Genomic DNA, 25,621 nt, shown 5'->3' on the forward strand with positions numbered 1-25,621 from the left:
TCGGTTACACAAAAGTGTTTACCGAAACAACTATGGATATAGTTATTGGGGAAATACTGTAAATTATAGATGATGGTGTTTTTTAGACGCAATAATAACAAAAGACAGAAAGTTCTGTCAGGAAATTGGGGAAATGAGTATTTATTAAAGTGTGGAGAGGTATTAGTTCTCTCTCTCTCTCTCTCTCTCTCTCTCTCTCTCTCTCTCTCTCTCTCTCTCTCTCTCTCTCTCTCTCTAACATTTCGACGCAAACATCCAAACCTAAATAGTTAAAATTTAGATCGTTGAATATGAATGCGTTTGTTAAACTTTGAGGCATTTTTGTTATAAAGAGCTATTTTACAGGCACAAATATAGCTAAAAGAAATTAATTTATCAAGTTTACAAAATTCAGCTTCATATATAAATTGGAGTAGTGAGACAAATACGCAAAAATATTGTATCTTTGCATCTCACTAAAAACGATTTATACCGTGTGAACGGTACATGCAAAGTATGACATTTGAACAATTAAACCTCATAGAGCCAATATTAAAGGCTCTTAAAGACCAAAACTATACAACTCCAACCCCTATACAAGCTGAAGCGATACCAACCCTGTTGGAGGGAAACGATTTATTAGGTGTGGCTCAAACAGGAACCGGTAAAACGGCAGCATTCTCTATTCCTATTATTCAACAATTGTATAAAGAAAATTCTCATGGTGGCAGAAAAGGAATAAAAGCCCTGGTATTGACTCCTACCCGAGAACTAGCTATACAGATTGAGGAAAACGTAAAGGAATATAGTAAATATACATCTTTAAGACACACCGTAATTTACGGAGGTGTTCCACAAAAGAAGCAAACCGATGCTTTGCGAGCAGGAATAGATATTCTGATTGCAACACCCGGAAGACTTTTAGACCTTATCAGTCAGAAATATGTAAGTTTAAAAACTCTGGAGTTTTTTGTGTTGGATGAAGCCGACCAAATGCTCGATATGGGTTTTATACACGATATAAAGAAAATATTGCCATTGCTGCCAAAGCAACGACAATCGCTCTTCTTCTCGGCAACAATGCCCGTTGAAATAGCAAAATTGGCAAATACCATTTTACATAATCCTACACGAGTAGAGGTAACTCCGGCTTCTTCTACTGTTGATAAGATAGATCAATCACTATATTATGTAGATAAGAAAGATAAAGTAGATTTGCTTATCGATCTTCTTAAAAGTAAAGATCTGGAATCTGTTTTAGTATTTGCACGTACTAAACATGGCTCTGATAAAGTAGCGAAAGCTCTTAACAAAGCAGGCGTTAAAACAGAAGCTATACATGGAAATAAATCTCAAAATGCCCGTCAAAATGCATTGAAGAGTTTCAAGGATAAAACCACACGTGTACTTATAGCTACCGATATTGCAGCACGTGGTATAGATGTAGACCATCTTTCTCACGTATTTAATTTCGATTTGCCGAATGTTCCGGAGACTTATGTTCACCGTATCGGAAGAACAGGTCGTGCGGGACGTAGTGGAGTTGCAATCGCTTTCTGCGATCGCGAAGAACTTCCATTATTGAAAGATATTCATAAGCTGATCAAAAAGAATATTCCCGTAGTAGAAGAGCATGGTTTCTTACCATCTCAGACACGTCCGTCTTTAGGTCCAAAACCTGAATTGACAAAAGGTGGTAGCGGTAATAGAAATCAAAGTAGAAGCGGTCACCAAGAGCGTAATCCAAATAAAACACAACGACCTCAGGGTAATACTAAAGTTATTGTAAAGAAACAAAACTAACCATTTTAAAGGTTACTCAGATAGAATCAACAAGAGCATTTCAGTACTGAAATGCTCTTGTTGATTTGTTACTTTGCATACAATGTTTCTTTTAACTTCTGAATCTCTTCATCCTGTTTTATTACATATAATGTAAGCTCTTCTATCTTTTGAAGCAACTTGATTTGAAATTCATTCATGCTAAGACCATTCTCCTGCATATGTTTCTCGGAAGATATTTCTGGAAGATGCTTATTCTCTTCTACAAAAACTTTCACTTCGGATAAAGGCTTCAAATCATAATCTTTGTTGAAAACATGATCAGCACCTGTTAATATTTGCACTTTTACTTCCTCAGCAGAAATTACTCCTCGAACATCTAATTTAGCCTGTGGGTTTATTGTTCCAATGCCAACATTACCATTAAAATGGATAGCCATTCGGGGTAATCCCTGTGTGAAAAATTTGATCCCACCATATGCACTTTGCCAAAGTGAAGGTCCATAAGAAATACTCCCTGAATCATCCCCCCAACGTAAAGCATAATGACCCATAAGTTTATTATCGTAAGTGAAAGTGTTGAACAAGGCTCTTCCTATCATTGCATTATTCTCTAGATTAATGTTTTTTTGAGTACTGATATCACCAATAATAGAAAGCTTACCTTCAATTGACTGATCTCCTTTATCGTGTAAGACTTTAGCCCATGGTCCTTCTCCATTAATATTTGTACTCCGTATATACATTATAGGCCAATCTTTATTAGTTCCAATTACTGGGAAGAGAATCTGAGCTCCATAATTATAACGATCAGGAGTATTTGTATTTAATGTATGCCCTATATTAATTCCCCAATACCATGAAGATGTAGAGGGTTGATTTACGCCTCCAAGTGATTCATAAAACCCTGACGATTTTAAGTTGTTCCAATCGCTTATTCGCATTGTGTTTAAGATCTGAGCTTTAACAAAGAATGGAATAAGAATGATTATTAAAAGTATATAAGTTTTTTTCATGGTATATTATTTGCTTGCTTCTCTAATTCTATAATACGTCTATGCTGTTCATCTGCATGTTTTTCTTGCAGGATGGTATACAGGGTTAGTTCTTCGATCTTTTGTAGAAGTTTTATTTGAAATTCATTCATATTAAGCCCATTCTCCTGCATTTGTTTTTTCTAATTACTAATACTATTAAAATGATATATTACTTCATTGTGATTTATTGATTATTTACTTTCTTCTCTAATTCATTCATACGCCTATTTTGCTCATTTATAGTTTTATCTTGTTCAATCACATATAGAGTTAATTCTTCTATTTTTTGAAGCAATTTTGCTTGCATTTCTCCAATATTTACTCCTTCTTCTTTTACTTGCTTTTCGGAAGGAATATCCGGTAAATGCTTATATTCATTAATATGTGCCTCTACTTCTAGAAGGCTAGGTAACTTATAATCTTTATCAAAAACAAAATCTGCCCAATCAGCTTCGACTTTAATTTCTTTTGCACGAATAACTCCGTTTACATCCAATTTGTGTATTGGATTGTCAGTACCAATACCTACATTGCCGCCATTGAAATAGGAATTCCCAGATGAATGTATTAGAACTTTTCTGATGTATTCTCCTATTTTAGGGGTGATATACATTCCCATAGCAGTATGAACAGTCCCTTGAACAGCTCCTTCAGCCATAAGGTCAAATGAATTGTGTGCATAGCTTCCGGCTGCACTACCTACTCTGAGCGAATGCCCGAGATAAGAAATTTTAGATACACGGTAGTTTTCTCCTGGATTTAGTGTATTTAAATGTAGAACGTTAACCTTTGCATCTCCATTTATATCTAACTTAACTGTCGGATTGTCGGTGCCAATGCCTACATTGCCTCCATTGAAATAGGAGTTTCCAGATGAATGTATTAGAACTTTCCTGATGTATTCTCCTATTTTAGGGGTGATATACATTCCCATAGCAGTATGAACAGTCCCTTGAACAGCTCCTCCAGCCATAAGGTCAAATGAATTGTGTGCATAACTTCCGGCTGCACTACCCACTCTGAGCGAATGTCCGAGATAAGAAATCTTAGATACACGGTAGTTTTCTCCTGGATTTAGTGTATTTAAATGTAGAACGTTAACCTTTGCATCTCCATTTACGTCCAATTTTACCGTAGGAGTAGTTGTTCCTATACCAATGTTTTTGTCAATAGTTACGTTATTGCCATCGGTAGTCCATTGTGCAAAACTGCTCATTGCAACTAAAGAGATGGCAATACTTAAAAATGCTTTTTTCATTTGTTTTTTGTGTTTTATTGTATTTTCTTGCAAAGAAAAGATAAAAGGAGCAATATGTTATTCATATTGCTCCTTTATTATTTAGATTGGCTATTTGTTTATTGAATATTAGCTATAATAACTTTAGTTTATTATAGCCATTAAGGTCTGTAATCTTAATTAATAATTATCTCATCAACAAATATAAAAGCAGAACTTCCTTTACCTGCGTGCCAAGCCGGAATAGATTGCTCGTTCTTAACGATAACTTTTACATATCGAGCTTTCACAGGAGCAAAAGTTAATGTAAGATCAAGCAGTTTAGCTTCGTCCTTAGTAAGAGCAGGATATGCTTCGTTAGCTACTTGTTTGAAGGTTTTGTTATCGTCCGAAACAAGTACAGTAAATTCTCTGGCATTAAAGATCCAAGAACCTGCACTGATTAGTGTACCTACACTAACTGTCGATATTTCGGTGGGCTCATCCAGGTCAACAACTGCGATAAGGCCGTTCTTGTTGAATCCTAGCCATTCGCCGCTTCCAAATGAGTTATTCCCCCTTTTTCCGTCAACAAGTGTAATAGCACCGTTGTATGTGTATTGGTCATGAGACTGGCTTTCAAGAGTTACTTTTTTCAAAGTAGCTTTGTTGAAGCTGAAAGTTTCAGTATATATCTTGCTCGGATTTCCCTCTCTTATTGCTACGGCTTTTAACTCAGCACTTGCCGTTATTTCAATGGGTTGAGTATATTTTGTACTCTTATCCGTTGGTGCTGTGCCATCAAGTGTATAATAGATGTGTGCATTATCGGCAGTAGCTAGAGTTACTGTTATTGTTTTTTTGTCTGCACTAGGCTCTATCTTGCTTGATATGTTGAAAATGTGTTTAGCATAATTGTATCCTAAACGATCGTACAACTTCAACATTCTGTTTAAGCGAGGCAAGAATGTATTGAAATCTTTCTTCGCAGGTTCAGTCCATTGTACTTCTGCAAGAGCAGCCATACGAGGCAATACCATATATTCAACTTGGTCAGTATTATCAATATATTCAGCCCATAGGTTGGCTTGAGTACCGATGATGTATTTTTGTTCGTCTGCACTCAATTGCGATGGAACTGGTTCAAAAGCATACACTTTTTCGATAGGAGTATATCCTCCGATTGCCAAAGGTTCGTCTTGAATATCACGTGTTTGATAAGCATCAAAATACAGATGACTGTTAGGAGTCATTATTACCTCATGCTTTTGTTTAGCAGCTTCTATTCCGCCTTCCATTCCCCTCCACGACATAACTGCTGCGTTGGGTGCTAAACCACCTTCAAGAATCTCGTCCCAACCGATAATCTGACGACCTTTGTCGTTTAAGAATTTTTCGATACGAGAGATTACGTAGCTTTGAAGTTTGTCCTCTGCAGAGTGATGTGCATCAGCTTTCAAGCCCTCAGCTTTTATCTTAGCTTGACATTTAGGACATGCTTTCCAACGAGTTTTAGGACATTCGTCACCTCCGATATGGATATATTTTGATGGGAATAGTTCGATAACTTCTGTGTACACATCCTCTAAGAAAGTGTATATGCTGTCGTTACCTGCACAAAGTACATCGTCAAATACACCCCATTCGCCGGTTACTTTATATGGGCCACCGGTACATCCAAGATTTGGATAAGTTGCTAAAGCTGCTAACATATGCCCTGGAAGGTCTACTTCGGGTATGATTGTAATAAATTTCTTTTGAGCATAAGCTACTATGTCTTTGATTTCTTCTTGTGTATAGAAACCACCATAAGGTTTGCCATCGAATTCGCCAGAGTTGCGCCCGATTACGGTTTGCTCGCGTTGCGAACCTATTTTTGTAAGTTCCGGATGTTTCTTGATTTCGATTCTCCAACCCTGATCGTCAGTAATGTGCCAGTGAAAACGGTTGATATTATGTAATGCTAAGATATCAATGTATTTTTTGATAAATTCGGCGGGGAAAAAGTGACGACTTACGTCAAGATGTTGTCCACGATATTGGAAACGAGGATAATCTTTGATCTCTACTGCCGGAAATACTACTGTGTTTTGTGTAGCATCGGCAGGCATCGATTTACGTAGAGTTTGTATACCATAGAATGTACCCGCTTCATCCGATCCGTTTATTACTATTTGTTTTCCGTTTACAGTCAGATTATACGATTCGGCTTTTTCGCTCTTATAATCAGCTTTTAAGATAATTACGTTGTCTGTTGATTCTTGATCTGTAACTTTCAAATTAAGACCTGTGCTCAATTTAATGTATTCAGACAGAAACTCTGCGGTTTGTTTTTGAACATCGTTTCCGTTTGGATAAACAATTTTAGTACTGTTGTTTAAGGTGAATAATTCTCCGTCAGACTTCGTTATTTCCTGAGGAAGAGGGATTACCGTGTAGTCAGCCTCTATTTTTGGCTTGTCTGCACATCCCACTAATAGCAATGACGCTAATAGGCTAAAGATAGTTTTCTGCAATGTTTTCATTAGTAAAAAATTTTATTAAATAGATTCAATTTTTAAAGATATGAAAAATAGGTTACGAATATTAGCTTCAAATCTTAATTAACACTTAAATATAATTTCTTCTGAATTGGGAGAAATATATTTAATGTAATTTTTTGTGATAATTAATAATTTAGAATTAAATTCGTAAGGTTTTAGATATAAGGAGAGTAGGGCGAGTATTTATAATATCAATACATGTGTAATTAAAAGATGCATACAATGAATGTTTATTTTATATCGGGAATGTCGGCAAATTGTAAGGTGTTTGATGCTATTGAATTGCCTGAAGGTTTCGATAAGCAGTATATCGAGTGGCTTATTCCCTTTGAGAAAGAGACATTAGACGAATATACACATCGAATATCTCTTGATATAGATACTTCTAAGCCTTATGTGTTGGTTGGCTATTCGTTTGGAGGAATTATAGTGCAGGAAATGAATCGGTTTCTGAATCCTCTAAAGACTATTATAATAGCTTCGATGAAAGCTGAGGATGAGATTCCAGCTTTGTTCAGATTAGGACGAAAAATTGGATTTTCCGAGTATTTACCGTCTCGTTTCTTTAAGACAAACGATCTGATCTCAGACTTCTTTGCCCGTTTTGTTTATCGTGCTACTCCCGCAGATATGGCAAAATATGTATCGTACACCGATCCTGTTTATACCAAATGGTGTTTAAATCAGATTCTCTATTGGCATTCAAATTTTGCGTGTCCCAACTTATATCATATACATGGCACGAAAGATCAGATGTTTCCTTTTAAATTACTAAAGGATGTTTATGCTGTTGATGGTGGCGATCATTTACTGGTGTTGAAAAGAAGTAGGGAGGTAAGCAATATTCTTGCAGAGATTTTATATAAATAATAAGGATTCATAAATAAAAAGGCGACTATTTTTTATAGTCGCCTTTTTGTTATATATGCTTTTGCAAGCCTTATTCAGTTTCAGCTCCATTTTCGTTTTCAACCTCAGCGTCTGCTACTAAAGTAACATCACCACCGTTTTTAGCAACAAAGTCAATAGAGTAGTACTGTGTTTCGGTTACAAATTTGCCTCCTTTGAGTTTGCTCTTGCTATCAGCCTCACTGTGAATAGAGAATAAATGCACAATATCTTTAGAGTTTTTATCCGTAGAGATAGCATAATCACCTAATCCCGAGAATGCAAGTCCTTCAGCTATAACAAGGTCAGATGCTTTGTTGATATTCTCTGCAATCTTAGAAAAATCGATACTCGAAAGAGGAACAGCATTTTCAGAACTATAGTTTTCTGTATCACGATCTATTAAAGTGTGCGTTCTGTCCTTTGTTTCATTGTTGCTAATGTAGATAAGAGATCTTTTCAGATCAGTTGAATTAGCTTCATAAAAATCAATTTGGAAGATGCCGTATTCTTTAGAAAATTCGTTAGATGATTGTGTCATAAATTTAATGCCGGCAATTAAAGCATCATTGGGGATTTCTTTCGAGATCTTTTCTTTAGCCTTGTCTACAGCCTCTTGACTTGTGAAATCGTAACTGCTTGTAAGAAAATCGCAGGCAGTAAAAGATAGTGTTAATGCAAATACCATTGCTGAGAATAACACGCGTAGAGATAATTTTTTCATAAATTGTAGTTAGTTAGTTTACTCGCTTTTATAATTAGCGGGGTGCGAAGGTAAGGAAAAATAATTTAACAAGTAAAACGGACGCCTCAGAGAGCTGAGACGTCCGTTCATTTATTTATTAAGGGTGTTTTACTCGTATTTGCCCACAGTAGACTTTCCTAAACTAACTACTGAGGGTATGATAAAGAACAAACATCCTATTAAACTTATTGCGATTCCGGCAATTACAAAGACGTTGGTTATACCAATCGCATCGGCAACAAAACCCGTTGCAAGTAATCCAGGAATAGATGGCAAAAGCATCATACTATCGTATGTTGAGAATGCTCTACCCAATACTGAGGGATCTATTTTTGTTTGAAGTATTACCGTAAACGAACTATTCCAAATCGTACCACCAATACCGCTTATTCCCGTTAAGGCAATAAACCATATAAGCCCACTTGCAGGTAATAAGCCCGATATGAGCGAAGTTAACCCGATGAGAATACTTGCAATACCGATAAGTACTATTTTATTCATCATCTTGATTTTCTTCATACCTATAAGTACTCCTCCGATAAATATACCTACACCCCACGATGCTTCTACTATACTCATGTCGTACGTGTCGCCCAAGAAATGCTTCAAGGTGATAAGTGGGAATAATGCCGAAATGGGTATTATAAAGAACAGCATAACTACATCGCATATAAGTACCCATTTGAGACCTTGTGTACTGAATATGGCGTGTAGACCTTCCTTTATTTCGGCAATAATATTGGGAGTTCGTTCTGTGTCTTTCTTCTCAGGATTGGGTATTGTTACAAATAACAAAGAGGTACATGCTATAACTGCACCAATAATATCGAGAGATAAAACGTATGTCATTTCCATCAGGTTGATAAGTAATGCAGCCAATGCAGGGCCTGCAATATTACTGATGGAGAAAATGATCTGATTGACACCTGCCACTCGCATCAACTCCGATTCGGGAGCCAATAATGGCACACTAGCCTGCATAGCAGGTGTATGGAACGCACTTCCTGCCGAACGTAGAATCAACAGTATGTATATTTGCCAGATGGTAACAGTATCGAAGTAAAACATGATACACATAACGGCTGTACAAATAGCTATAAAGCTATCGGCGAAGATCATGGTTCGCTTTCTGTTCCAGCGATCTACAAAAACGCCGGTGAAGAGTCCCAGTACCAATTGTGGCAGAAGGGTAGCGATCATTGCATAAGCCAATACTTCGGCAGAACCGGTTTGTAGGCTCAGCCAAAATACGACTGCATAACCTACGATAGAACTTGTGAGGGTCGAGAATAATTGACCACTCCATATTATAGCGAATGTTTTTTTCCAATTATTATTCATTGGGAATATTTTTATTGATAGCAAACAACTCTTTCATTGGAAGAGAGAGTAAGTCTGAGTTTATAAACTAAAAAAGAGGGAAAAAGTTCTCCAAAAGATATTTTGAAGAGAAAGGAATAGAATTTGTTAGCTATATAAGCAACATTGTGTAAGGACGTAGAATAAACATTGTATTATTTCTAAATTAAGGTCTAAGACCTATTTTTTTGTTTTGGCCAATGCTCTTAAAAGCCAAAATCATTATAATTATAAAAACGTTGCAACTAATACGCTTTATAATTAGAGCGGTGCAAAGATAATGATTTTGTTTAGATCAAAAATTTTAGTTTTCTAAAAATAGGTGAATCTAAATCAAAATGGTTAAATTTGAAAATACTACGTTTAGATAATCACAAGCTTTAAATAGCAGAAGAAATAATATTATTATCGAATCGTTTGAATGATAATTGAATGTTCCTTATTTCTGTTTTAGGAAGTTGTCTATTACCACAATTAATGTGATGAATGGGCTTGTAATTTTAGGTGTGAGGTCTTTGATTTGTTGAATATGAGTATATTATCTGTGTTGTCGATCCTCGGGTATTTTCTTCCTTTTAGTCATCGACAACTTTTGCCTTTAAAATATCTGATTTTTTTATTTGTATATCTTTGATAATCAAATATCTTTCTTGCCATTTAAGACGGCTATTAATTGAACCGTATGGAATTAGAATACCGTATTTTGGATTACTTTGGCTTCTTTGTCTCCCTACTTAGTTGTACCTAATGGAATTAAAATTGCGGATTATTGTCGCTTCTGACCGAATTAAGTAACTTCTAATTGCACCATATTGGAATTAAAATATTGTAGGGATTCCGGAGCATACAATCGTTCTGGGCTTTCTAATCGTACCATATTGGAATGAGCTGAATTTAAAGGTGTAGAATCTCTAATTCAGAAGAAACAAGCACAAGTAAACTGTTTACTTGTGCTTGTTTTGTTTTAAGGCTTTGGGAAATAAAATCCACTATCGAAATGAGTGGATTGCTGATTGCACGAAGAGCAATAATCTCTATCGGGTTTCCAAAGAGGATAACTATCCTTGCACGAGCATAAAAAGTCAGCAAGTAAGCCAACAAAAATTTCAGCATCATCACGAATCCAACGGCGGAGCTGAGCCACATCCTTAATGTCTATGCCTTTGCTGTTTTCACTTTCGCGAATCGTTATCCCTTTATTCACGATGGTTGCCCAATGAAAAGGCAATCCCTGATAGATAGAGAAAAACGATAGGGCAGGAGCTATTTTCACGATCAAGTCCCCATTGATTTCCGTTAATGAGTTTTGAGCAATCTGCTCTTTCAATTCACTCATTAGCGATTCGCCCAATATTGGTGCGATATACAGTTCTTGAGCAATTGAAAGGTAAGGAACAAACTCTGTGAGATCGGTATTCCCCGTGATGGGAGAGTGTAGCTTAAAAAGCTCTTCGTTTATTAATGTTATCGGTGTATACATCGGTTTGTAATTTTGTTTAAAGGTTGCAGATCGGTTTACTGCTTAAATACTTTGAGTTGGTTCGGTGTTTGAGGAAGCCTGACTGTCTTTATTCTCGTATTCTTTTATTTGTGGAATTACTTCCAATTCCTTTATGGCTAGTTTGTTGTATCCGTTGTTTATTGCAAAAATATTGAGTGTATCCAAAATCTTGCGTCTCAGTTTATGAATAACCGTATAATTGTATAGAATAAAAGAGTTGATAATTTCACTTGCATTTCCACTTAAATTTCCAGAACCCGAAATACCGGCTAGAGTAGGAGAGGATAGTCGGTGAGCTGATATGATTTTCTGAAAAATAACCTCATTTACATTGTTATACAAATCGGCATTTCCAGTTGCTGAGAAAGGTGTAACATCGGGTTTAATATCCTGACTCTCGCCATATAATACAACAATAGAATTAGCACCGTTAGTTCCCGCAAAAGATGCCGTCATGTCTTTGTTGAATTGCTGTTTAGCTTCTTCACTCGGATTACTCGGAATTGTAATAATAACAGAGGGTGCAAAACCATTATTGATAGAATTACGGTAAAACCTACCTAAGAGTCCGTCAGCTTCTACATAATTGAGTGCCGAAAAGTAATGAGGTACAGGGTAATAATCGAGACTTGGTTCATAGTCCTTGTAGTAATATAAGTAAGGCACACCCTGTTGAAGCTCTTCCGAAGCGTATGCTTTTATCTGGATTGGAGCATATTGTCCACTGGTTTTTCGCCAGTCATTAGAGATATAAAAGCTGAGAGGAATACCATATTCGTTAGTTTCGCCTACACGTATTTTACTGAAATCGGTATGAAATAAGCTTACATTCGCCCCGTTTTTGTTGAGTACAATCTGAAAACAAAAGCCACCAAAAGTAGTGTAGTCTTTGGCAATTTTTTCGATTAGCGTATCCCAGTCTTCATTGGTGTTGGGCTGACCGCAATATAGAGTGTCGTCTATGCCAGCTCCGCAGATGTAGGTAACCTTGTTCTCGATAATCGATTTATTAACAGCCGATTCGTTATTCAAATCAATAATGCGTTGAGGAAGATTGTTATCGTGTCCATAATTGATCCACCCTCGTGTATTACGAGTGAAGGTTGGATAAGTAGCAACGTTTGCCGACAGATTTATAACGGAATATCCCATTTGCTTTTTATTCTTCATGCTAAGATTATTTATGCTTTTTAGTATAGATAAAAGAATTAAAAACAGAAATAATGATGTCAAAATATATTCGTCGATATGTGAATTAATGTATATGATTAAATAAAAACAAACTTTTTTTATTAATTCTAAAACTATCGTAATTGTGTCTATATCTATGTTTGGCTTACTTAATGATCTGTCAGTTAAATAATTTCTGTCTATTTAGTGAACTTTTGCGCTTAATTAGTGTTTATAAAACACACATTCTTTGCATTCTTAATACACAAAATATGATAAAAAAAGCATTGTTTTTTTTAATTGCCGTTGCGTTGGCAATTAGCCCTGTTTTATCACAAGTTGGTATAAACACTGAGGATCCTCAAGCAAGTTTAGACGTTAATGGCGATCTTAAAGTTCGGACAGTTGTGGTCGATAATACATCTTCAAGCGTATTAGTACTCGATGGTAATAATGTAGTTCATCAAAATACAGCTTTGTTAGGACTTTCTACAAAGTCTTTTGTTGAAGCTACAGGAGCTACAGCCATCACATTATTGGATTTGGTTTTATTAAGCGGATGGAATAAGATACCCTTCTCTACTGAAGAGTTTGATGAGCATAACGATTATAACAATACTACTACCTACGAATTTACTGCTCCACAAGCTGGAATATATAACATCTACGTTCAACTCGAAACTACGGGAGTGGTAACGGCGGGAGAAGTAGGCGTAGCCATCTTCAAGAAAGCTTTCGGAGCGAGTACTTATACCATGTTGGCACAAGAGTCGTATCTAAATGTTAGTATTAATGTGTTAGGTATTGGTGTTGGTGTTTCGCCCCCAACTCGTAATGTGCAGCGTTTAGTGAAGCTAGCAAAAGGAGATGTTATAACATTTGGAGCTAAAGTTCCTTTATTATCAGTAACTCTGGTTGGAGGTTCAAAATCATTCTTTACAATTGAACATGTAAAATAGGTTATTATAAACAATCAATCATTTTTGCACAACCACTTTTCTAAAAAGGATTTCTTCAATTTAGGTTTACAATGTTGTGTCGATTGACTAAAAAGGGCTGCCTATAAGTAGACAGCCCATTCTTATTTGATATTTTATGTAATTCTTATGAATTGATGTTTTTATCGAAGTGGTCTAGCTTATCCTGCTCACCTGCAAGCCATAGTATATCGCCCTCTTCTAAGATGGTGTCTGCCGAAATATCGGTGATCGATTCATCATTCCGATCTATACCAATAATCATAGTGTCTGTTTTCTCTCTGATCTGAGAATCTTTAATCTTTTTGCCGATTAATGAACAGCCTTCTTCTAACTCAAATTGTGTGAGGCGAATCTGATATTGAGTATCGGTATGTTGTTCCAGTCTCTTTTCTTCAAGGGTAGACATAAATGTTTGCAACTCTTCGTCGGTTCCTGCTACAATAAGTTTATCAAAGGGATAAATATACTCGTTAGGATCGGGTATGTTTATTTTGAGATCACCTCGTATGATACTAACAACATCCACTCCCGTAGTTTGTCTGAAATTGAGTTCTGCCAAAGTTTTACCTATGCGAGGCGAGTTTTGTGGAACTTCAATCTCTTCCAGATGGATATTCTTATTCAATAGATCGTTTTTTACTTGTTGATTGATGGTACCCTCTAAATCCTCAGCCAATTCTTTGTCATTGAGGTTTTCAAGAAACTGTTTCTCCATTTTATTGGTTTGCTTTTTAAAGCCTTGAAAGAAAGTAATAGCTATGGCTATCACCACCGAGGTAACTAGCAGAAGCCCCGTAGCTCTTGGGAACAAAGGTATAAGTACCATGAGGATAAGAGTTACGCAGAGTGCTATTCTCAAAAGATTGAGAGCAATAAGTGCCCCTTTGTTGAAATGGTTGTCTTTCCACAATCTTTCGTGCTCTTCTGTTTTGCTATTATTCTTCATAATGGCACGCATAAACGGCCCCATAAGTAGGAGTGTTATTATTGCAGCAGTAATGCGCCCACCCAGATTGGGAATATAGCTCATTACAGGCCAGTATAATAATTCTCTACAAGTGAAAAATATAGCAAGCGATAATACAAAATAAATGGCTACTGTGGTGATTACTTTCTTAAGTAAAACATTCCAATCATTTTGTCTGTTAACAGTTTTGCGATTAGATGAGGCATAACCCGTAATCAACTTTTCCCATTTCGGAGGTATTCTTTTTTCAATAGCCTCATATACGGGGGTTGATACTTTGATGAAGTAGGGAGTCGTAAATGTAGTGACTACCGACACCGCTACTATTATAGGATAAATAAAGTTGCTGATAACACCCAGTTGCATACCGAGGGTAGCTATGATAAATGAGAACTCGCCAATCTGAGCCAAACTGAAACCTGCTTGTATAGATACTTTCATACCTTCACCCGAAGCTAGAACTCCGAGGGAGGCAAAGATTACACGCCCTACAAGAACTACTACAGTGAGGAGTAAAATGGGTATTGCGTATTCTATTACTATGCTTGGAACGATCATCATACCTACCGAAACAAAAAAGACTGCTCCAAATAGGTTTTTGATAGGTTCTATAAGATGCTCAATGTGTTTCGATTCTATGGTTTCGGCAAGTATCGAGCCCATGATAAAGGCTCCTAGTGCTGCCGAGAAACCAACTGTATCGGCAAATAGTACCATACCGAGACATAATCCTACGGCTACAATAACCAGAGTTTCGTCATTCAGATGTTTCTTTAATTTCTTAAGGAAAGTAGGGATAAGGTAAATACCTACTACAAACCAAATCATCATAAAGAATACAAGCTTAAGCACGTTTTCGAGCAAGCCTGCACCTTCAATATCGCTGCTTCCTGCCACGGTTGATAGGAGTACCATCATGAGTATGGCAGCGAGATCTTCGACTATGAGCATCCCGAATACGATGTTTGCAAACTTTTTCTTTTGCAATTTCATATCGTTGAATGCCTTTATTATTATTGTGGTGGATGACATGGAGAGCATTCCTCCGAGGAATACACTTTCCATTTGAGTCCAACCCATCAATTGCCCAATGACATAACCGATGGCTATCATCGACCCCATATTTATGAGGGTGGCAATGGAGGCGGTTCCTCCGACATCGATGAGTTTCTTGAAACTAAATTCGAGTCCGAGAGCAAAGAGAAGGAAAATAACTCCAATTTCTGCCCAAGTGCTTATATTCCCTATATCGGCTACCGATGGGAAAAGTACAAAGTGGGGACTTATCAAAAATCCGGCAACAATATAGCCTAGTACAACAGGCTGTTTTAAGAGTTTAAATAAAATAGTTACTATTCCGGCTGTAATCAGAATAAGAGCTAAATCACTTACTAATGGTGGAAGATGCGACATAGAGTTTTTATTTCTTTTTTGGCGTTTGTCTTTAAGTTAGACTGCTTTCAAGCAAATATAGTGAAAAAGGAGCGAAAAAACATAGATTCGGTGGCATAATGTTAATAAAAACACGAATTTCGATGAAATATACAGTATAAATATTATAGATATGTTATAGTTTACGTCTATTTGATTGTTTCTTCAGAATAAAATAAAAGAGATTTTTCTTTCAGTATAAATGTATTTTTCAATCAAATACAAATACTAATATGGTTGTTTGTAACGATTTGCTTTCTTCGGATAATGTACCCTCTGTTGAAAAATTAGGTTGATTTCTCTGTCTTATTTTAGGCTGTTTTCTCTCTTTTTTCTTTGTTATAGTCTCTTTTTACTTAAAGGTCATGTTGTGTTTGTTTGTTAAAAAACACATTTGGATTATAGTTCTTTTAACTTAACTTCTTTGTTATATATTTGCCGCCTTAACACTCAATTATATACTTATTTAAACTGGATTTATAGATTATGAAAAGATTGAAAAATTTGAACATGTGGTTTGCTATGCTTCTTTTAGCAACTATCTCATTGTCGTTCAACAGTTGTGGAGATGATGACGACAAGGATAATGAAGTCGCAACTAACCTTGCTAAAGAACTTGTAGGTACATACAGTGGCGAATCTGTGGATGTGGATCTTCTTTTTGAAGGTGCTTCTACAATAAAAGTAACAAGCGTAAGTGAGAATACTGTAAAAGTTGAATTTACAAGTCCTGCTGCATTAGTTTCAAGAGAAGCTATTACAATCAATCTGAAAGCATACGGCGAGGATATGATAGCTGCTACTGAAGGGTCTCTTACTCAGTTGCTTTATTCTAAGACCGAAAAAACAATGAGAATAGCTGGTACTAAGACAACTTTTGTTGGAACGAAAAACTAAGATATATTTTCATCTGAATAAAAAAGGATTCAACAGCAATGTTGAATCCTTTTTGTATCTGTATGTTTTGGGTGTGAGAAGTCGCATTAATCCTCCATTACCTCCTCTCTTCAATTTCTTGTAAGACCAATTTATTAATATCGGTTTTAGCATCTCTCATAATATGTATTCTTGTTCCTCTCTCTCGAGCAAGGGGAGTTTTTATCTCATCAAAATACTCCACCGTTTCGAACAATGGTCTTTCTTTATCTCTATCCAGATCGTTATCCGTCAGATCGTGTACCATAATTATATTCTTTATTTCTTTACTCAAATCAAACCAGTTGATATAATCGGCATTAAAAGAAACTGCTTGATGAGTCTTATTCTTTGTATAGAAATTAAAAGCTCCCGCTTCTCCGTAATTGCTGCATAAGATGAGGGTATGCTCTTTGTCTTGAATAGTATTTAAGGCACTGTCTACCTTGTGTGCCATTTCTTTCCACCCAAGCATATCTGAAAAATCCTGAGGTATGGGATGTTCTTTTCCATCTTCCCAACGAGGCTGCCCCATTTCCTTATATCGTTCTTCAAGTACCGATGGCGGTACATTGGGATAAAGGAAACTTAATGTAGGAATAAATAAAAGTATGGGAATAATAATAGCAACGGGTTGTAAATATCTTCTCCATCCCTTGCTGAGCAACACCGACAGATAAACCGAACCGAATGCAATAAGAATAGGATATAAGCCAATAGCATAATATCCTTTGGCTTTGAAGTAAGTGAATACTACGAGTGTAAATAAAAATGACCAGAAGAAAACCTGATATTTACGGAAAGGTTCGTATATGAAAAATGCAGCAAAAGCAGCTAGAATAACAAAAAGAGAACCTAGAAAGAACATGATTTGTTCGCTTAGAAAAGTAAATCGGCTGGAGTTTTCTAATTGAGTTTTTGTAAGTTCTTCTAAATGCTTGAAAACAGGAAAATCGTTCTGGTATTGCCATATTAAATTGGGCAGAATCAATACCAATGCTAAAATTGCCGAAAAATAAAGATGCTTGTTTGTATATACTTTCCTTAAGTCGGTAAGCAAGAGAGCAGGCAACAATCCCAATATTAGAAAAACAATATTGTATTTATTCAGAAAACCAACAACAAACAGTATTGCCAGAAAATAGAGATGCTTATTCTCTTTAGTATTTATATATTTTAGAATAACAAAATAGCCAGAAGTCCAGATTAATATATCGAGCGAGTTAGGCTGATAAAGTGTATTGATGCGAAGGAGCGAAGAGAATAAAATGGCAGTAGCTCCTAATACCAATGCAAATAAATTGCCTTTGAGTTCTTCAATCGTTTTCCATACCACTGCTATGGTTAAAGCTCCAAAGAGAGCAGGGAAAAGTTTGACAACAAATTCGCTTTTGCCCAATAATAAAATAATAGAAGAAAGCCACGATGTAAGTGGTGGAACGGATGCATATCCCCATGCTAGATGGTATGCCTGATCGATGTGCAGATACTCGTCTCTATGCAAATCGTATTCGGGACTAATGAGGAAATACTGAATGATAAATTTTGCAATGATAAATGCCCAAAATATACCGGTCTTTGTATTCATAGTTTGAAATAGATCGATTAGTTCTGTCTATATTTTTTTGTAAAGATATATAAAGGTCATTATAAATTTTACGCTGTAAATAATAAAAATAACAGCTCTTTGGTATAAAACCAAAGAGCTGTTGTCTTTTATAGTTAATTGCTTAGAATCAATTGTGTTATCTTAGCTTATCTGCTGTGAAAGTATCCATATCATCATAATCAAGATTTTCGCCACACATAGCCCATATAAAGGTATAGTTGCTTGTGCCTGCTGCCGAGTGAATAGACCACGATGGAGAGATAACCGCTTGCTCGTTAGCCATAAAAATATGACGAGTTTCCTGAGGCTGTCCCATAAAATGACATACTGCTTGTTGCTCAGGTACTTTGAAGTAGAAATATGCTTCCATACGACGCGAGTGTGTGTGTGGAGGCATGGTGTTCCATACGCTACCTTCTTTGATCTCGGTCATACCCATTTGCAATTGACAGCAAGGTACTATTTCGCTTAGAATAATTTGGTTCAACAGACGTTCGTTAGAAGTTGCTTTAACTCCTAAGTCTCTTGTACGACGCATTTCGGATGTAATTTGCGCAGTAGGATATGCTTTGTGTGCAGGCGATGATGCAAAGTAAAATTTAGCAGGTTTACTGCTATCGTTACTTTTGAAGATAACTTCTTTTGAACCACGACCTACATAAACAGCGTCTTTAAATGCTAACTTATATTCAGTACCATCTACCGTAACAGAGCCTTCGCCTTCGATACAGATGATACCCAATTCGCGACGTTCACAGAAATACTCTGAGCGGATCAAATCAACAGTCTCCAACTTCAATGCTTCTTTTACAGGTAGTGCACCACCAATAATCAAACGGTCGTTGTGAGTATAAGTCATCAATACCGAATCAGCATCGAAAAGCTTTTCAACTAAAAATTCTTTACGCAACTGTGCTGTGTCATATTTTTTGACATCATCAGGATGCGTCCCCCAGCGTTCTTCTATACTTGTTTTCATTTTAATTAATTATAATAGAGTTAATAAATTATGCTGTTTTTCTACGTGCTAAGATAGCAAAAAATATCCAATTTGTATATCACACTTTACAAATTAGCGAATGTTATGATTGGCTAAGAGGTGCAGAAACCAGCTTTTATAGTTAAGGTATTAGTAAACATAAAGAATAAAATAAGAGGTAAAACCTTTGCGGATATTACCTCTTATTTGGTATTTGTAGAATGAGATATTTAATATTTCAATCCCGCTTTAGATGCTGCATCTTTAGTGCTCGATACGGGTATCAAGGTAAATGCCCAGTCGTAATCCTCATCCGAATAGATAGTAGCTTCGGGTATTGGGCGCGATCCCCAACTGTCGTAACCGGCTACACCTTGTTGCTTAAGGTCTACACAAATCTCAACAAAGTCACGAGGCGTGATGTCGTTGATGTGTGTATGCTTAGGCAAAATATTGCGGGCTTTCTTCATATCCTTGTTTGCAATTTCTGCTGCCGAGAAATTGTTCCATTGATATTCAGCATCAGCTTCTTCCGAATCGAAATCTTCTACCGAGTTTCTCAGTGCATTGAATCCGATTGTTTTTTCTGCCTGAATCAGTAACCCCTTGCCATTGCTTTGGGTAGCAGTTAACCAACGGGTATCGGTATGATGTCCGTTTTCCTGTGGACGTACGTAAGGATAGTACAGGTCTTCTGCTGTTGCTTTATACTGCCCTACCATTGTACCCATGAAACGATCCACATAGTTTTCCTCAGGTCCGCGTCCAAAATATTCGATGTTATTCATTCCCACCGGAACTCTGAATCTTACACCTATACGTGGCACTTCCAATACATTGTTCTTGGCTTTAGCTTCTGCTTTGGCTTTAGGTGTGTACGTTGCCATTTCTTCGGCTTCCGATTTAGCAACGCTTGCTTCTTTAGCCTCTTTGAGTGCTGTAAAGCGAGACGATATATTAACTACACCCGATGGATAAATCTTATAATCGATTATATAGTGGTTTCCTGCTGCAAGTAGATAATCTACACTTAGCAATACATTATCACCCTCTTTGCTCGTTTTAAGATCTGCAATCTTGAAATCTTTGCTCGATTCCTTCCATATCTGTAAACGACTTGGCGCTCTGTTGCCATAATCGTTGTCGGTAGGTGCTCTCCAGAAGTTAGGCTGAATACCAAAACCATCTTTGAAATACTCCTGACCATCTACTTTGTATGAAGTTACAATACCTTTCGATCTGTCTAGAGTAAAATTCACCTTAGAAGACGAAATAGTGACAAGTCCGTTTTGCTCAGCAATACTCAAAGCAGGAGCATTAGGCGATTTGTATTCTTTCTTGTCGGCTGCAATAGGTAGTTGAAACTGATCGTAAGCTATGATATGACCTACGGGAATAAGAGGTTCGGGTACTTTGGTTGTTACCTCAAAATTAACGAAGTATTCAACGCCGGCTTCAGGTTTTAGACCCGTTAGCGGAATGTTTACCGTCTTAGAAGTTTGTGGGGCAAGTGATAAAGGAAGATTGCCTTCTTTTATAGAAGTACCGTTTTTATAGATTTTATACTTGATCTGATATTTAGATAGATCGGTAAAATAGAATCTGTTGTTAACTTTTACTGTACCTGCCGACAAGTCTACTGCTTCGAATGCTATATTTTGAAGGTTGTATTTCACTTCTGCCATAGCAGGGTGAGGGCGTTGATCGGGACCAATCAAACCATCAGCCACAAAGTTTCCGTCCGAAGGCATGTTTTTGCCATAATCGCCACCATAAGTCCAGTAAGGTTTACCATCCTTGTCGTAAGCCAACAAAGCATGATCTATCCATTCCCACACATAGCCACCTTGTAAATTTGGATATTTGTAGATAGCATTCCACTGTCCGTGGAAATCGCCTGTCGAATTACCCATTGCATGAGCATATTCCGATGGTACTACAGGACGGTCGCTACCTTCTTTACCTATCTCTTCTAACCATGCTGCCGAAGGATATTGAGGTACATACATATCGGTATTCCATTCCCACAATGCACGTTCGTAACATACGGGGCGATTCATCAAATCCTTATCATGTTCCTTTACCCACAGATAAGTCTGATAGAAGTTGTATCCGTTTCCGGCTTCGTTACCTAACGACCAGATGGTTACCGATGGATAGTTCTTGTTTCTTTCGAACATGTTTTCGGTTCTGTATATGTGATTAGCCAACCAATCGGGATTGTTACCCAACGATTTGCCTTTGCTCAGATTGTAGTACATACCATGCGACTCTATATTTGCCTCATCGTATACGTACAAACCAAATTCGTCACACATTTCGTAAAATTTACGATCTTGAGGATAATGGCTCAAACGAACTGTGTTGATGTTGTTTAGCTTCATCAATTCGAAGTTTTTACGCATTTCTTCAGGTGTAACGTAGTGTCCTGTGTATTGGCTAACTTCGTGTATATTAGTTCCCTTTAGTTTGATGGGCTGTCCGTTTACATAGAAAAGGTTTTGTTTTTTACCATTCACTATATAATCACTTTCATTAATCTCAATTTTACGGAATCCAACTTGAAAGGGTACAACCTCAGCCGTTTGATTTCCTTTCTGAACAGTCATAACCAGTTTGTATAGATTAGGATATTCAGAAGTCCAAGTAGCTACGTCGTTCAGAGTTGCATTAAAGTTGGCAGTCTTCATACTGTTGGCATCTATGTTTAAGGTGCTTGATGAGGTTGCAACAACTTTGCCTTTATCGTCAATCAGTTCGTAGCTAATATTTACGGGCGATGCAGCCGAGCTTGTGTTCTTCACATCAATACCCAGTTTGAATATTCCGTTTTTGTAGCTATCGTCTAATGTAGATACTACTCTGAAATCGTTTACCGCTGTTTTGGGTTGCGACCACAAGAATACATCTCTTTCGATACCACTGATACGCCAGAAATCCTGACACTCGAGATACGAGCCTGTACTCCATCTGAAAATTTTGATAGCTAATGAGTTCTTTCCGGGTTGAACATACTTGTTTAGAAGAAATTCAGCAGGGTTTTTCGAATCCTCGCTGTAACCTATTTCTTTTCCGTTGATATATACATATACACCCGATTTTGCTCCGGCAATATGCAGGTAAATATCTCTGTCCATCCAATCAGCAGGAATATCTATGTCGCGACGATATACACCCACCTCATTATCATCCGGCAAAAGCGGAGGGGTAGGGTTGCGAGGTTGAAATTCGTATCCGTGATTTATGTAAATAGGTAGCCCAAAGCCTTGTACTTCCCAGTTGCCCGGTACTTTTATATCGCTCCAACTTGAAGTATTGATGTTGGCATCCGTTACATTGGCAGGTAGTTTTTTGTAAGTGTCTGCATAGTAAAATTTCCAAGTACCGTTCAGTAACTCGTAATATTTACTGCTTTCGTATTTTCCCGTTAAAGCTTCGGCTTTGCTGTCGTATGACATAAAGCTCGTTCGTGGTTTTTCTTTGTTTACTGACAAAACATTCAGATCGCGCCAGAAAGGAAGTTTCTCCTGAGCTCCTAACGACATCCCCACTGCCAGTATACAGCATATGGAAAATAGTTTTTTTATCATGTCTTATTTTAATTATTATATGAATGAGTAATATTGAGATTCTTTTTTGAATATAAGGATAGAGTTTTGCTCTATCCTTATTGCTATTCAATTATAAGATCTGAGTCTTTAGTCTTTCAACTTTTTATATCTGGTCAAAGCTTCCAAGAAATAATAATCGGCATAGGTAAGAGGCACATCAATTTCGTTTTTGTGAGGAATACTTCCTACACTGTGCATCAAAATGAAGTTGCCATTGCTACCCAATGTTGCTCTGTAATTGGGTGATGCTAAGCTTTTCAACATCTTTGTTGCCGAATCGATATAGGCTTTGTTATTTGCGAGCTGACCCAATTCAAACAATCCCGAACATACTACTGCCGCAGCCGAAGCATCTCTTAGTTTCTCTTTGAATTCTACTGCATACGATTTTCCTTCAGGTGTAAAACCTTCTTGTCCCACATTGAAATCCCAAAGAGGTACAAGATCTTCGGGTAAGTTCTTCAAATAAAAGTCTGTTGCTTTGATAGCTGCATTAAGATAGGAAGAGTCTTTTGTTTCGCGATACATCATTGTATAGCCATAAATAGCCCAAGCTTGTCCGCGCGACCAAGTTGAATTGTCGCTGTAACCCTGACAAGTTGCCTGATCTTTTACTACTCCCGTTATAGTATCGTAATCTACCACGTGATAGGTACTGAAATCGTCTCTGAAATGATTCTTTAATGTTGTGTTGGCATGGCTCACTGCAATATCGTAGTAACGTTTGTCGCCACTCACTTTAGAAGCATAAAACAACATTTCCAGATTCATCATATTATCTATAATAACAGGATAGAACCATTCGGTAGTATCGTTCCAAGCCTTGCGATAATTCCACGATTTTATACATTTGGTAACATCGCTATAACGTGACGATAACGATTGTGCACTCTGAATCAAAATATCTTTGTATTCGGGTTTAGGAGCCAAACGTTCGGCATTTCCATAACTGCAATACATCATAAAACCCAAATCGTGATGACCTGTAAAAGTTTTAAGAGGCTCTAGGCTTTCAGTCCATTTTGCAGCCTGATTGCGCCATGTGCTGTCGCCCGTAAGTTCGTACAGATACCAAAGCGATCCGGGGAAGAAGCCGGGAGTCCAGTCATACATATTGGTGACTACCAATTTGCCTTCGGGATCGAGCGTACGAGGATAGTTTTTGCCTGTTGGCTCACCCACACTTTCGAGCATCTTAAGAGTTTGGGCAGATGCAAATGCTACATTCTGATCGATAAATTCGGCTTTTACTTTTTCCGCTTTCGGAGTACATGAGAAAGCCATTATTCCCACAATGGAAAGTGGCAGGAGTTTGTTTTTGAAAATTTTCATAGTTATTAAGTATTGAGGTAATATTTATAGATGTATTTTATAATTGTCTTTGTATGTTATGATTAATGATATTGTAAGTAGAACTTTCTACTTTATTTTTTAATTGATTCATGGTAATCCTTCGGGAACGATTTTCCACTCCAAGCCCTTTTAGAAGTCCATTCCTCAGCAGGAGCAGTCCAGAAAGGAGCATCGGCAGGTAATCCCAAAGGTAAAAATACCAATGAGGTAAGGTATAAGCTTCCGTTGTTGGTATAGTAATCAGCCAATTCGGGTTGATGCCCTACGAAACCTAATTGAAGAAAGTCGTCTTTTCCGAAGTTGCCTTCAACCGAAAACATGTTTTTCATCACCGTTGTCAATGCACTTCGTACCTGCCCATTGGTGAGGGTTTTAGGTAATCCGTATTTCCATACAGCCAGAGCCAGTGGCTGAAACGATCCCATACGATAGGTCATAGAACGACCTACGGCAGGAAATGTTCCTTCTGGAGAAATCAACCTTTCTATCAATTGATTGTAACGTTGCATACGTCTGATTGCCAAATCGGAACTGATAGCGGTGTACATTTTCTTGCTTTCCAATATCTCGGTTATTTCCACCAACATCGGGTGCATCACATAGCCATTGTAATAGTCGAGCGAATACTCAGGACCATCCGAATACCATCCGTCTCCCAAATACCATTCTTCCATCTTTTGTACAGCCAATCGCAATGCAAAACCATCGGCATCTTCATCTATGCTAACCAAAAAGGCTTCTATTATACCTCTGAACAGTATCCAATTATTGTAAGGAGGTTGTATGGTGCGAAGGCTTTTAAATTCTTTGATGTATCTATCTTTAGTAGTCTGATCTAAAGGCTCCCACAACGTTTTAGGCGCACGTATAAAGCTTGTAGCTATATAAGCCGCATCAACAAGTGCTTGGCTGGGACCTTTCCATCCCAAATAATCGGGACTGTTGGGATCAACCGAATGCGCATAGCTTTTGAGTGCCCACTCACGTAATTGTTTTCTTTGTTTACCTTCGGCGGTATTGTCGTCAGGCAAATTCAGCCAAGGTGCTACTCCCGCCATTAAGCGTCCGAATGCCTCCATGTAAGTAACGCTGATGTCTCTTTTATCCCATTGAGGGCTTAGCTCAACGGTCATGTTTTTTTTGAGTTCGCCTTTGCTCATATTGCTCAATACAGGAGCCGAAATTTTGTAGCAGAGGTTTGCCCAATAGGCTCGATCCGATTCGGGAGATGTGTCTTTTTTCTGAGCGTAGGTTGTAAAGCTCAGCAAAAAGCATAGTGTTAAAATGCAGTTTTTCATCGTATAAGTATTATTTGAGGTTTAATAAAATATAATGCTGTTACTGTTTAGGTTTGCGCAAATAATGTGAAAAACAGCTACAATCTTTCACAAAGATATAATCTGGCATAGACTAAACAAAAATAAAAAATACATGACTTAAATTTATATGTTTTTCATTAAAGGGGATATCCTTTTGCAATATAAGAAATAGGGGTGATAATATATTGATATTTAATCTATTTTTAAAGCTTTTTTGCTTTTGATATTCGGGGTAGC

Annotated in this window: 17 protein-coding genes; 4 read left to right on the forward strand and 13 right to left on the reverse strand. The window is 37.2% G+C overall.

What is annotated here, in order from left to right; translation table 11 throughout:
* The first annotated feature begins 495 nt into the window (after nucleotides 1-495).
* Complete coding sequence (locus IR022_RS00870) at nucleotides 496-1,782, forward strand: DEAD/DEAH box helicase (protein WP_082204160.1); 1,287 nt, start codon at nucleotides 496-498, stop codon at nucleotides 1,780-1,782.
* 68 nt (nucleotides 1,783-1,850) lie between these two features.
* Here the strand turns inward: IR022_RS00870 and IR022_RS00875 are convergent, their stop codons facing one another.
* The 3 genes from IR022_RS00875 to IR022_RS00885 all read right to left on the reverse strand — a co-directional run bounded on the left by IR022_RS00875 (nucleotide 1,851) and on the right by IR022_RS00885 (nucleotide 6,539).
* Complete coding sequence (locus tag IR022_RS00875; RefSeq protein WP_194202267.1) at nucleotides 1,851-2,777, reverse strand: hypothetical protein; 927 nt, start codon at nucleotides 2,775-2,777, stop codon at nucleotides 1,851-1,853.
* Between the two features lie 205 nt (nucleotides 2,778-2,982).
* Nucleotides 2,983-4,056 carry a hypothetical protein gene (locus IR022_RS00880; protein WP_194202268.1) on the reverse strand — a complete coding sequence of 358 codons (1,074 nt, stop codon included), beginning with the start codon at nucleotides 4,054-4,056 and terminating at the stop codon, nucleotides 2,983-2,985.
* A 155-nt stretch (nucleotides 4,057-4,211) separates the two neighbouring features.
* Nucleotides 4,212-6,539 (reverse strand): family 20 glycosylhydrolase, encoded by a 2,328-nt coding sequence (locus IR022_RS00885; RefSeq protein WP_194202269.1) that lies wholly within the window; start codon nucleotides 6,537-6,539, stop codon nucleotides 4,212-4,214.
* A 240-nt stretch (nucleotides 6,540-6,779) separates the two neighbouring features.
* On the opposite strand from IR022_RS00885, the gene IR022_RS00890 reads away from it, so the two are divergent.
* Entirely contained in the window at nucleotides 6,780-7,427 is a 648-nt protein-coding gene (locus IR022_RS00890; protein ID WP_194202270.1) for an alpha/beta hydrolase family protein, read from the forward strand.
* A gap of 70 nt (nucleotides 7,428-7,497) precedes the next feature.
* Here IR022_RS00890 and IR022_RS00895 read toward each other — a convergent pair whose 3' ends face one another.
* The 4 genes from IR022_RS00895 to IR022_RS00910 all read right to left on the reverse strand — a co-directional run bounded on the left by IR022_RS00895 (nucleotide 7,498) and on the right by IR022_RS00910 (nucleotide 12,220).
* A complete protein-coding gene (locus IR022_RS00895; RefSeq protein WP_157258248.1) occupies nucleotides 7,498-8,169 on the reverse strand; it encodes a hypothetical protein in 672 nt (223 codons plus the stop codon).
* Between the two features lie 129 nt (nucleotides 8,170-8,298).
* On the reverse strand, nucleotides 8,299-9,531 hold the full coding sequence (locus IR022_RS00900) for an MFS transporter (protein ID WP_050710276.1): 1,233 nt from the start codon (nucleotides 9,529-9,531) through the stop codon (nucleotides 8,299-8,301).
* A 982-nt stretch (nucleotides 9,532-10,513) separates the two neighbouring features.
* Complete coding sequence (locus tag IR022_RS00905; RefSeq protein WP_050710275.1) at nucleotides 10,514-11,029, reverse strand: hypothetical protein; 516 nt, start codon at nucleotides 11,027-11,029, stop codon at nucleotides 10,514-10,516.
* Nucleotides 11,030-11,071: 42 nt separating this feature from the next.
* Nucleotides 11,072-12,220: a hypothetical protein gene (locus IR022_RS00910; RefSeq protein ID WP_242053004.1), complete on the reverse strand. Its 1,149-nt coding sequence runs from the start codon at nucleotides 12,218-12,220 to the stop codon at nucleotides 11,072-11,074.
* Nucleotides 12,221-12,492: 272 nt separating this feature from the next.
* Here IR022_RS00910 and IR022_RS00915 point away from each other — a divergent pair, with 272 nt between their 5' ends.
* A complete protein-coding gene (locus tag IR022_RS00915) occupies nucleotides 12,493-13,179 on the forward strand; it encodes a hypothetical protein (protein ID WP_050710273.1) in 687 nt (228 codons plus the stop codon).
* Nucleotides 13,180-13,324: 145 nt separating this feature from the next.
* Here IR022_RS00915 and IR022_RS00920 read toward each other — a convergent pair whose 3' ends face one another.
* Entirely contained in the window at nucleotides 13,325-15,580 is a 2,256-nt protein-coding gene (locus IR022_RS00920) for a cation:proton antiporter (protein ID WP_050710272.1), read from the reverse strand.
* 504 nt (nucleotides 15,581-16,084) lie between these two features.
* On the opposite strand from IR022_RS00920, the gene IR022_RS00925 reads away from it, so the two are divergent.
* Complete coding sequence (locus IR022_RS00925) at nucleotides 16,085-16,495, forward strand: hypothetical protein (RefSeq protein WP_194202271.1); 411 nt, start codon at nucleotides 16,085-16,087, stop codon at nucleotides 16,493-16,495.
* A 97-nt stretch (nucleotides 16,496-16,592) separates the two neighbouring features.
* Here the strand turns inward: IR022_RS00925 and IR022_RS00930 are convergent, their stop codons facing one another.
* From IR022_RS00930 to IR022_RS00950, 5 genes are all read right to left on the reverse strand, one after another.
* Complete coding sequence (locus IR022_RS00930; RefSeq protein ID WP_194202272.1) at nucleotides 16,593-18,101, reverse strand: glycosyltransferase family 39 protein; 1,509 nt, start codon at nucleotides 18,099-18,101, stop codon at nucleotides 16,593-16,595.
* 157 nt (nucleotides 18,102-18,258) lie between these two features.
* The gene (gene kduI, locus IR022_RS00935) at nucleotides 18,259-19,101 is read right to left on the reverse strand and encodes a 5-dehydro-4-deoxy-D-glucuronate isomerase (protein ID WP_050710269.1); all 843 of its coding nucleotides are present in this window, start codon (nucleotides 19,099-19,101) and stop codon (nucleotides 18,259-18,261) included.
* A gap of 230 nt (nucleotides 19,102-19,331) precedes the next feature.
* Complete coding sequence (locus tag IR022_RS00940) at nucleotides 19,332-22,646, reverse strand: glycoside hydrolase family 2 TIM barrel-domain containing protein (RefSeq protein ID WP_242053037.1); 3,315 nt, start codon at nucleotides 22,644-22,646, stop codon at nucleotides 19,332-19,334.
* Between the two features lie 153 nt (nucleotides 22,647-22,799).
* The gene (locus tag IR022_RS00945; protein ID WP_194202274.1) at nucleotides 22,800-24,044 is read right to left on the reverse strand and encodes a glycoside hydrolase family 88 protein; all 1,245 of its coding nucleotides are present in this window, start codon (nucleotides 24,042-24,044) and stop codon (nucleotides 22,800-22,802) included.
* A 92-nt stretch (nucleotides 24,045-24,136) separates the two neighbouring features.
* Entirely contained in the window at nucleotides 24,137-25,363 is a 1,227-nt protein-coding gene (locus tag IR022_RS00950) for a DUF2264 domain-containing protein (RefSeq protein WP_194202275.1), read from the reverse strand.
* Nucleotides 25,364-25,621 lie beyond the last annotated feature (258 nt).

Origin of the sequence: Dysgonomonas sp. GY617 (genome assembly GCF_015233815.1) — a bacterium.
In the GTDB taxonomy this organism is placed as follows: Bacteria; Bacteroidota; Bacteroidia; order Bacteroidales; family Dysgonomonadaceae; genus Dysgonomonas_A.

Bases quoted from the DNA above. Each gene is read 5' to 3' on its own strand.
- IR022_RS00870 (WP_082204160.1), top strand. From the start codon at position 496: ATGACATTTGAACAATTAAACCTCATAGAGCCAATATTAAAGGCTCTT.
- IR022_RS00900 (WP_050710276.1), bottom strand. From the start codon at position 9,531: ATGAATAATAATTGGAAAAAAACATTCGCTATAATATGGAGTGGTCAA.
- IR022_RS00950 (WP_194202275.1), bottom strand. From the start codon at position 25,363: ATGAAAAACTGCATTTTAACACTATGCTTTTTGCTGAGCTTTACAACC.
- IR022_RS00895 (WP_157258248.1), bottom strand. From the start codon at position 8,169: ATGAAAAAATTATCTCTACGCGTGTTATTCTCAGCAATGGTATTTGCA.
- IR022_RS00940 (WP_242053037.1), bottom strand. From the start codon at position 22,646: ATGTCGTTAGGAGCTCAGGAGAAACTTCCTTTCTGGCGCGATCTGAAT.
- IR022_RS00945 (WP_194202274.1), bottom strand. From the start codon at position 24,044: ATGAAAATTTTCAAAAACAAACTCCTGCCACTTTCCATTGTGGGAATA.
- IR022_RS00905 (WP_050710275.1), bottom strand. From the start codon at position 11,029: ATGTATACACCGATAACATTAATAAACGAAGAGCTTTTTAAGCTACAC.
- IR022_RS00890 (WP_194202270.1), top strand. From the start codon at position 6,780: ATGAATGTTTATTTTATATCGGGAATGTCGGCAAATTGTAAGGTGTTT.
- IR022_RS00880 (WP_194202268.1), bottom strand. From the start codon at position 4,056: ATGAAAAAAGCATTTTTAAGTATTGCCATCTCTTTAGTTGCAATGAGC.
- IR022_RS00930 (WP_194202272.1), bottom strand. From the start codon at position 18,101: ATGAATACAAAGACCGGTATATTTTGGGCATTTATCATTGCAAAATTT.
- IR022_RS00925 (WP_194202271.1), top strand. From the start codon at position 16,085: ATGAAAAGATTGAAAAATTTGAACATGTGGTTTGCTATGCTTCTTTTA.
- IR022_RS00885 (WP_194202269.1), bottom strand. From the start codon at position 6,539: ATGAAAACATTGCAGAAAACTATCTTTAGCCTATTAGCGTCATTGCTA.
- IR022_RS00915 (WP_050710273.1), top strand. From the start codon at position 12,493: ATGATAAAAAAAGCATTGTTTTTTTTAATTGCCGTTGCGTTGGCAATT.
- IR022_RS00875 (WP_194202267.1), bottom strand. From the start codon at position 2,777: ATGAAAAAAACTTATATACTTTTAATAATCATTCTTATTCCATTCTTT.
- kduI (WP_050710269.1), bottom strand. From the start codon at position 19,101: ATGAAAACAAGTATAGAAGAACGCTGGGGGACGCATCCTGATGATGTC.
- IR022_RS00920 (WP_050710272.1), bottom strand. From the start codon at position 15,580: ATGTCGCATCTTCCACCATTAGTAAGTGATTTAGCTCTTATTCTGATT.
- IR022_RS00910 (WP_242053004.1), bottom strand. From the start codon at position 12,220: ATGAAGAATAAAAAGCAAATGGGATATTCCGTTATAAATCTGTCGGCA.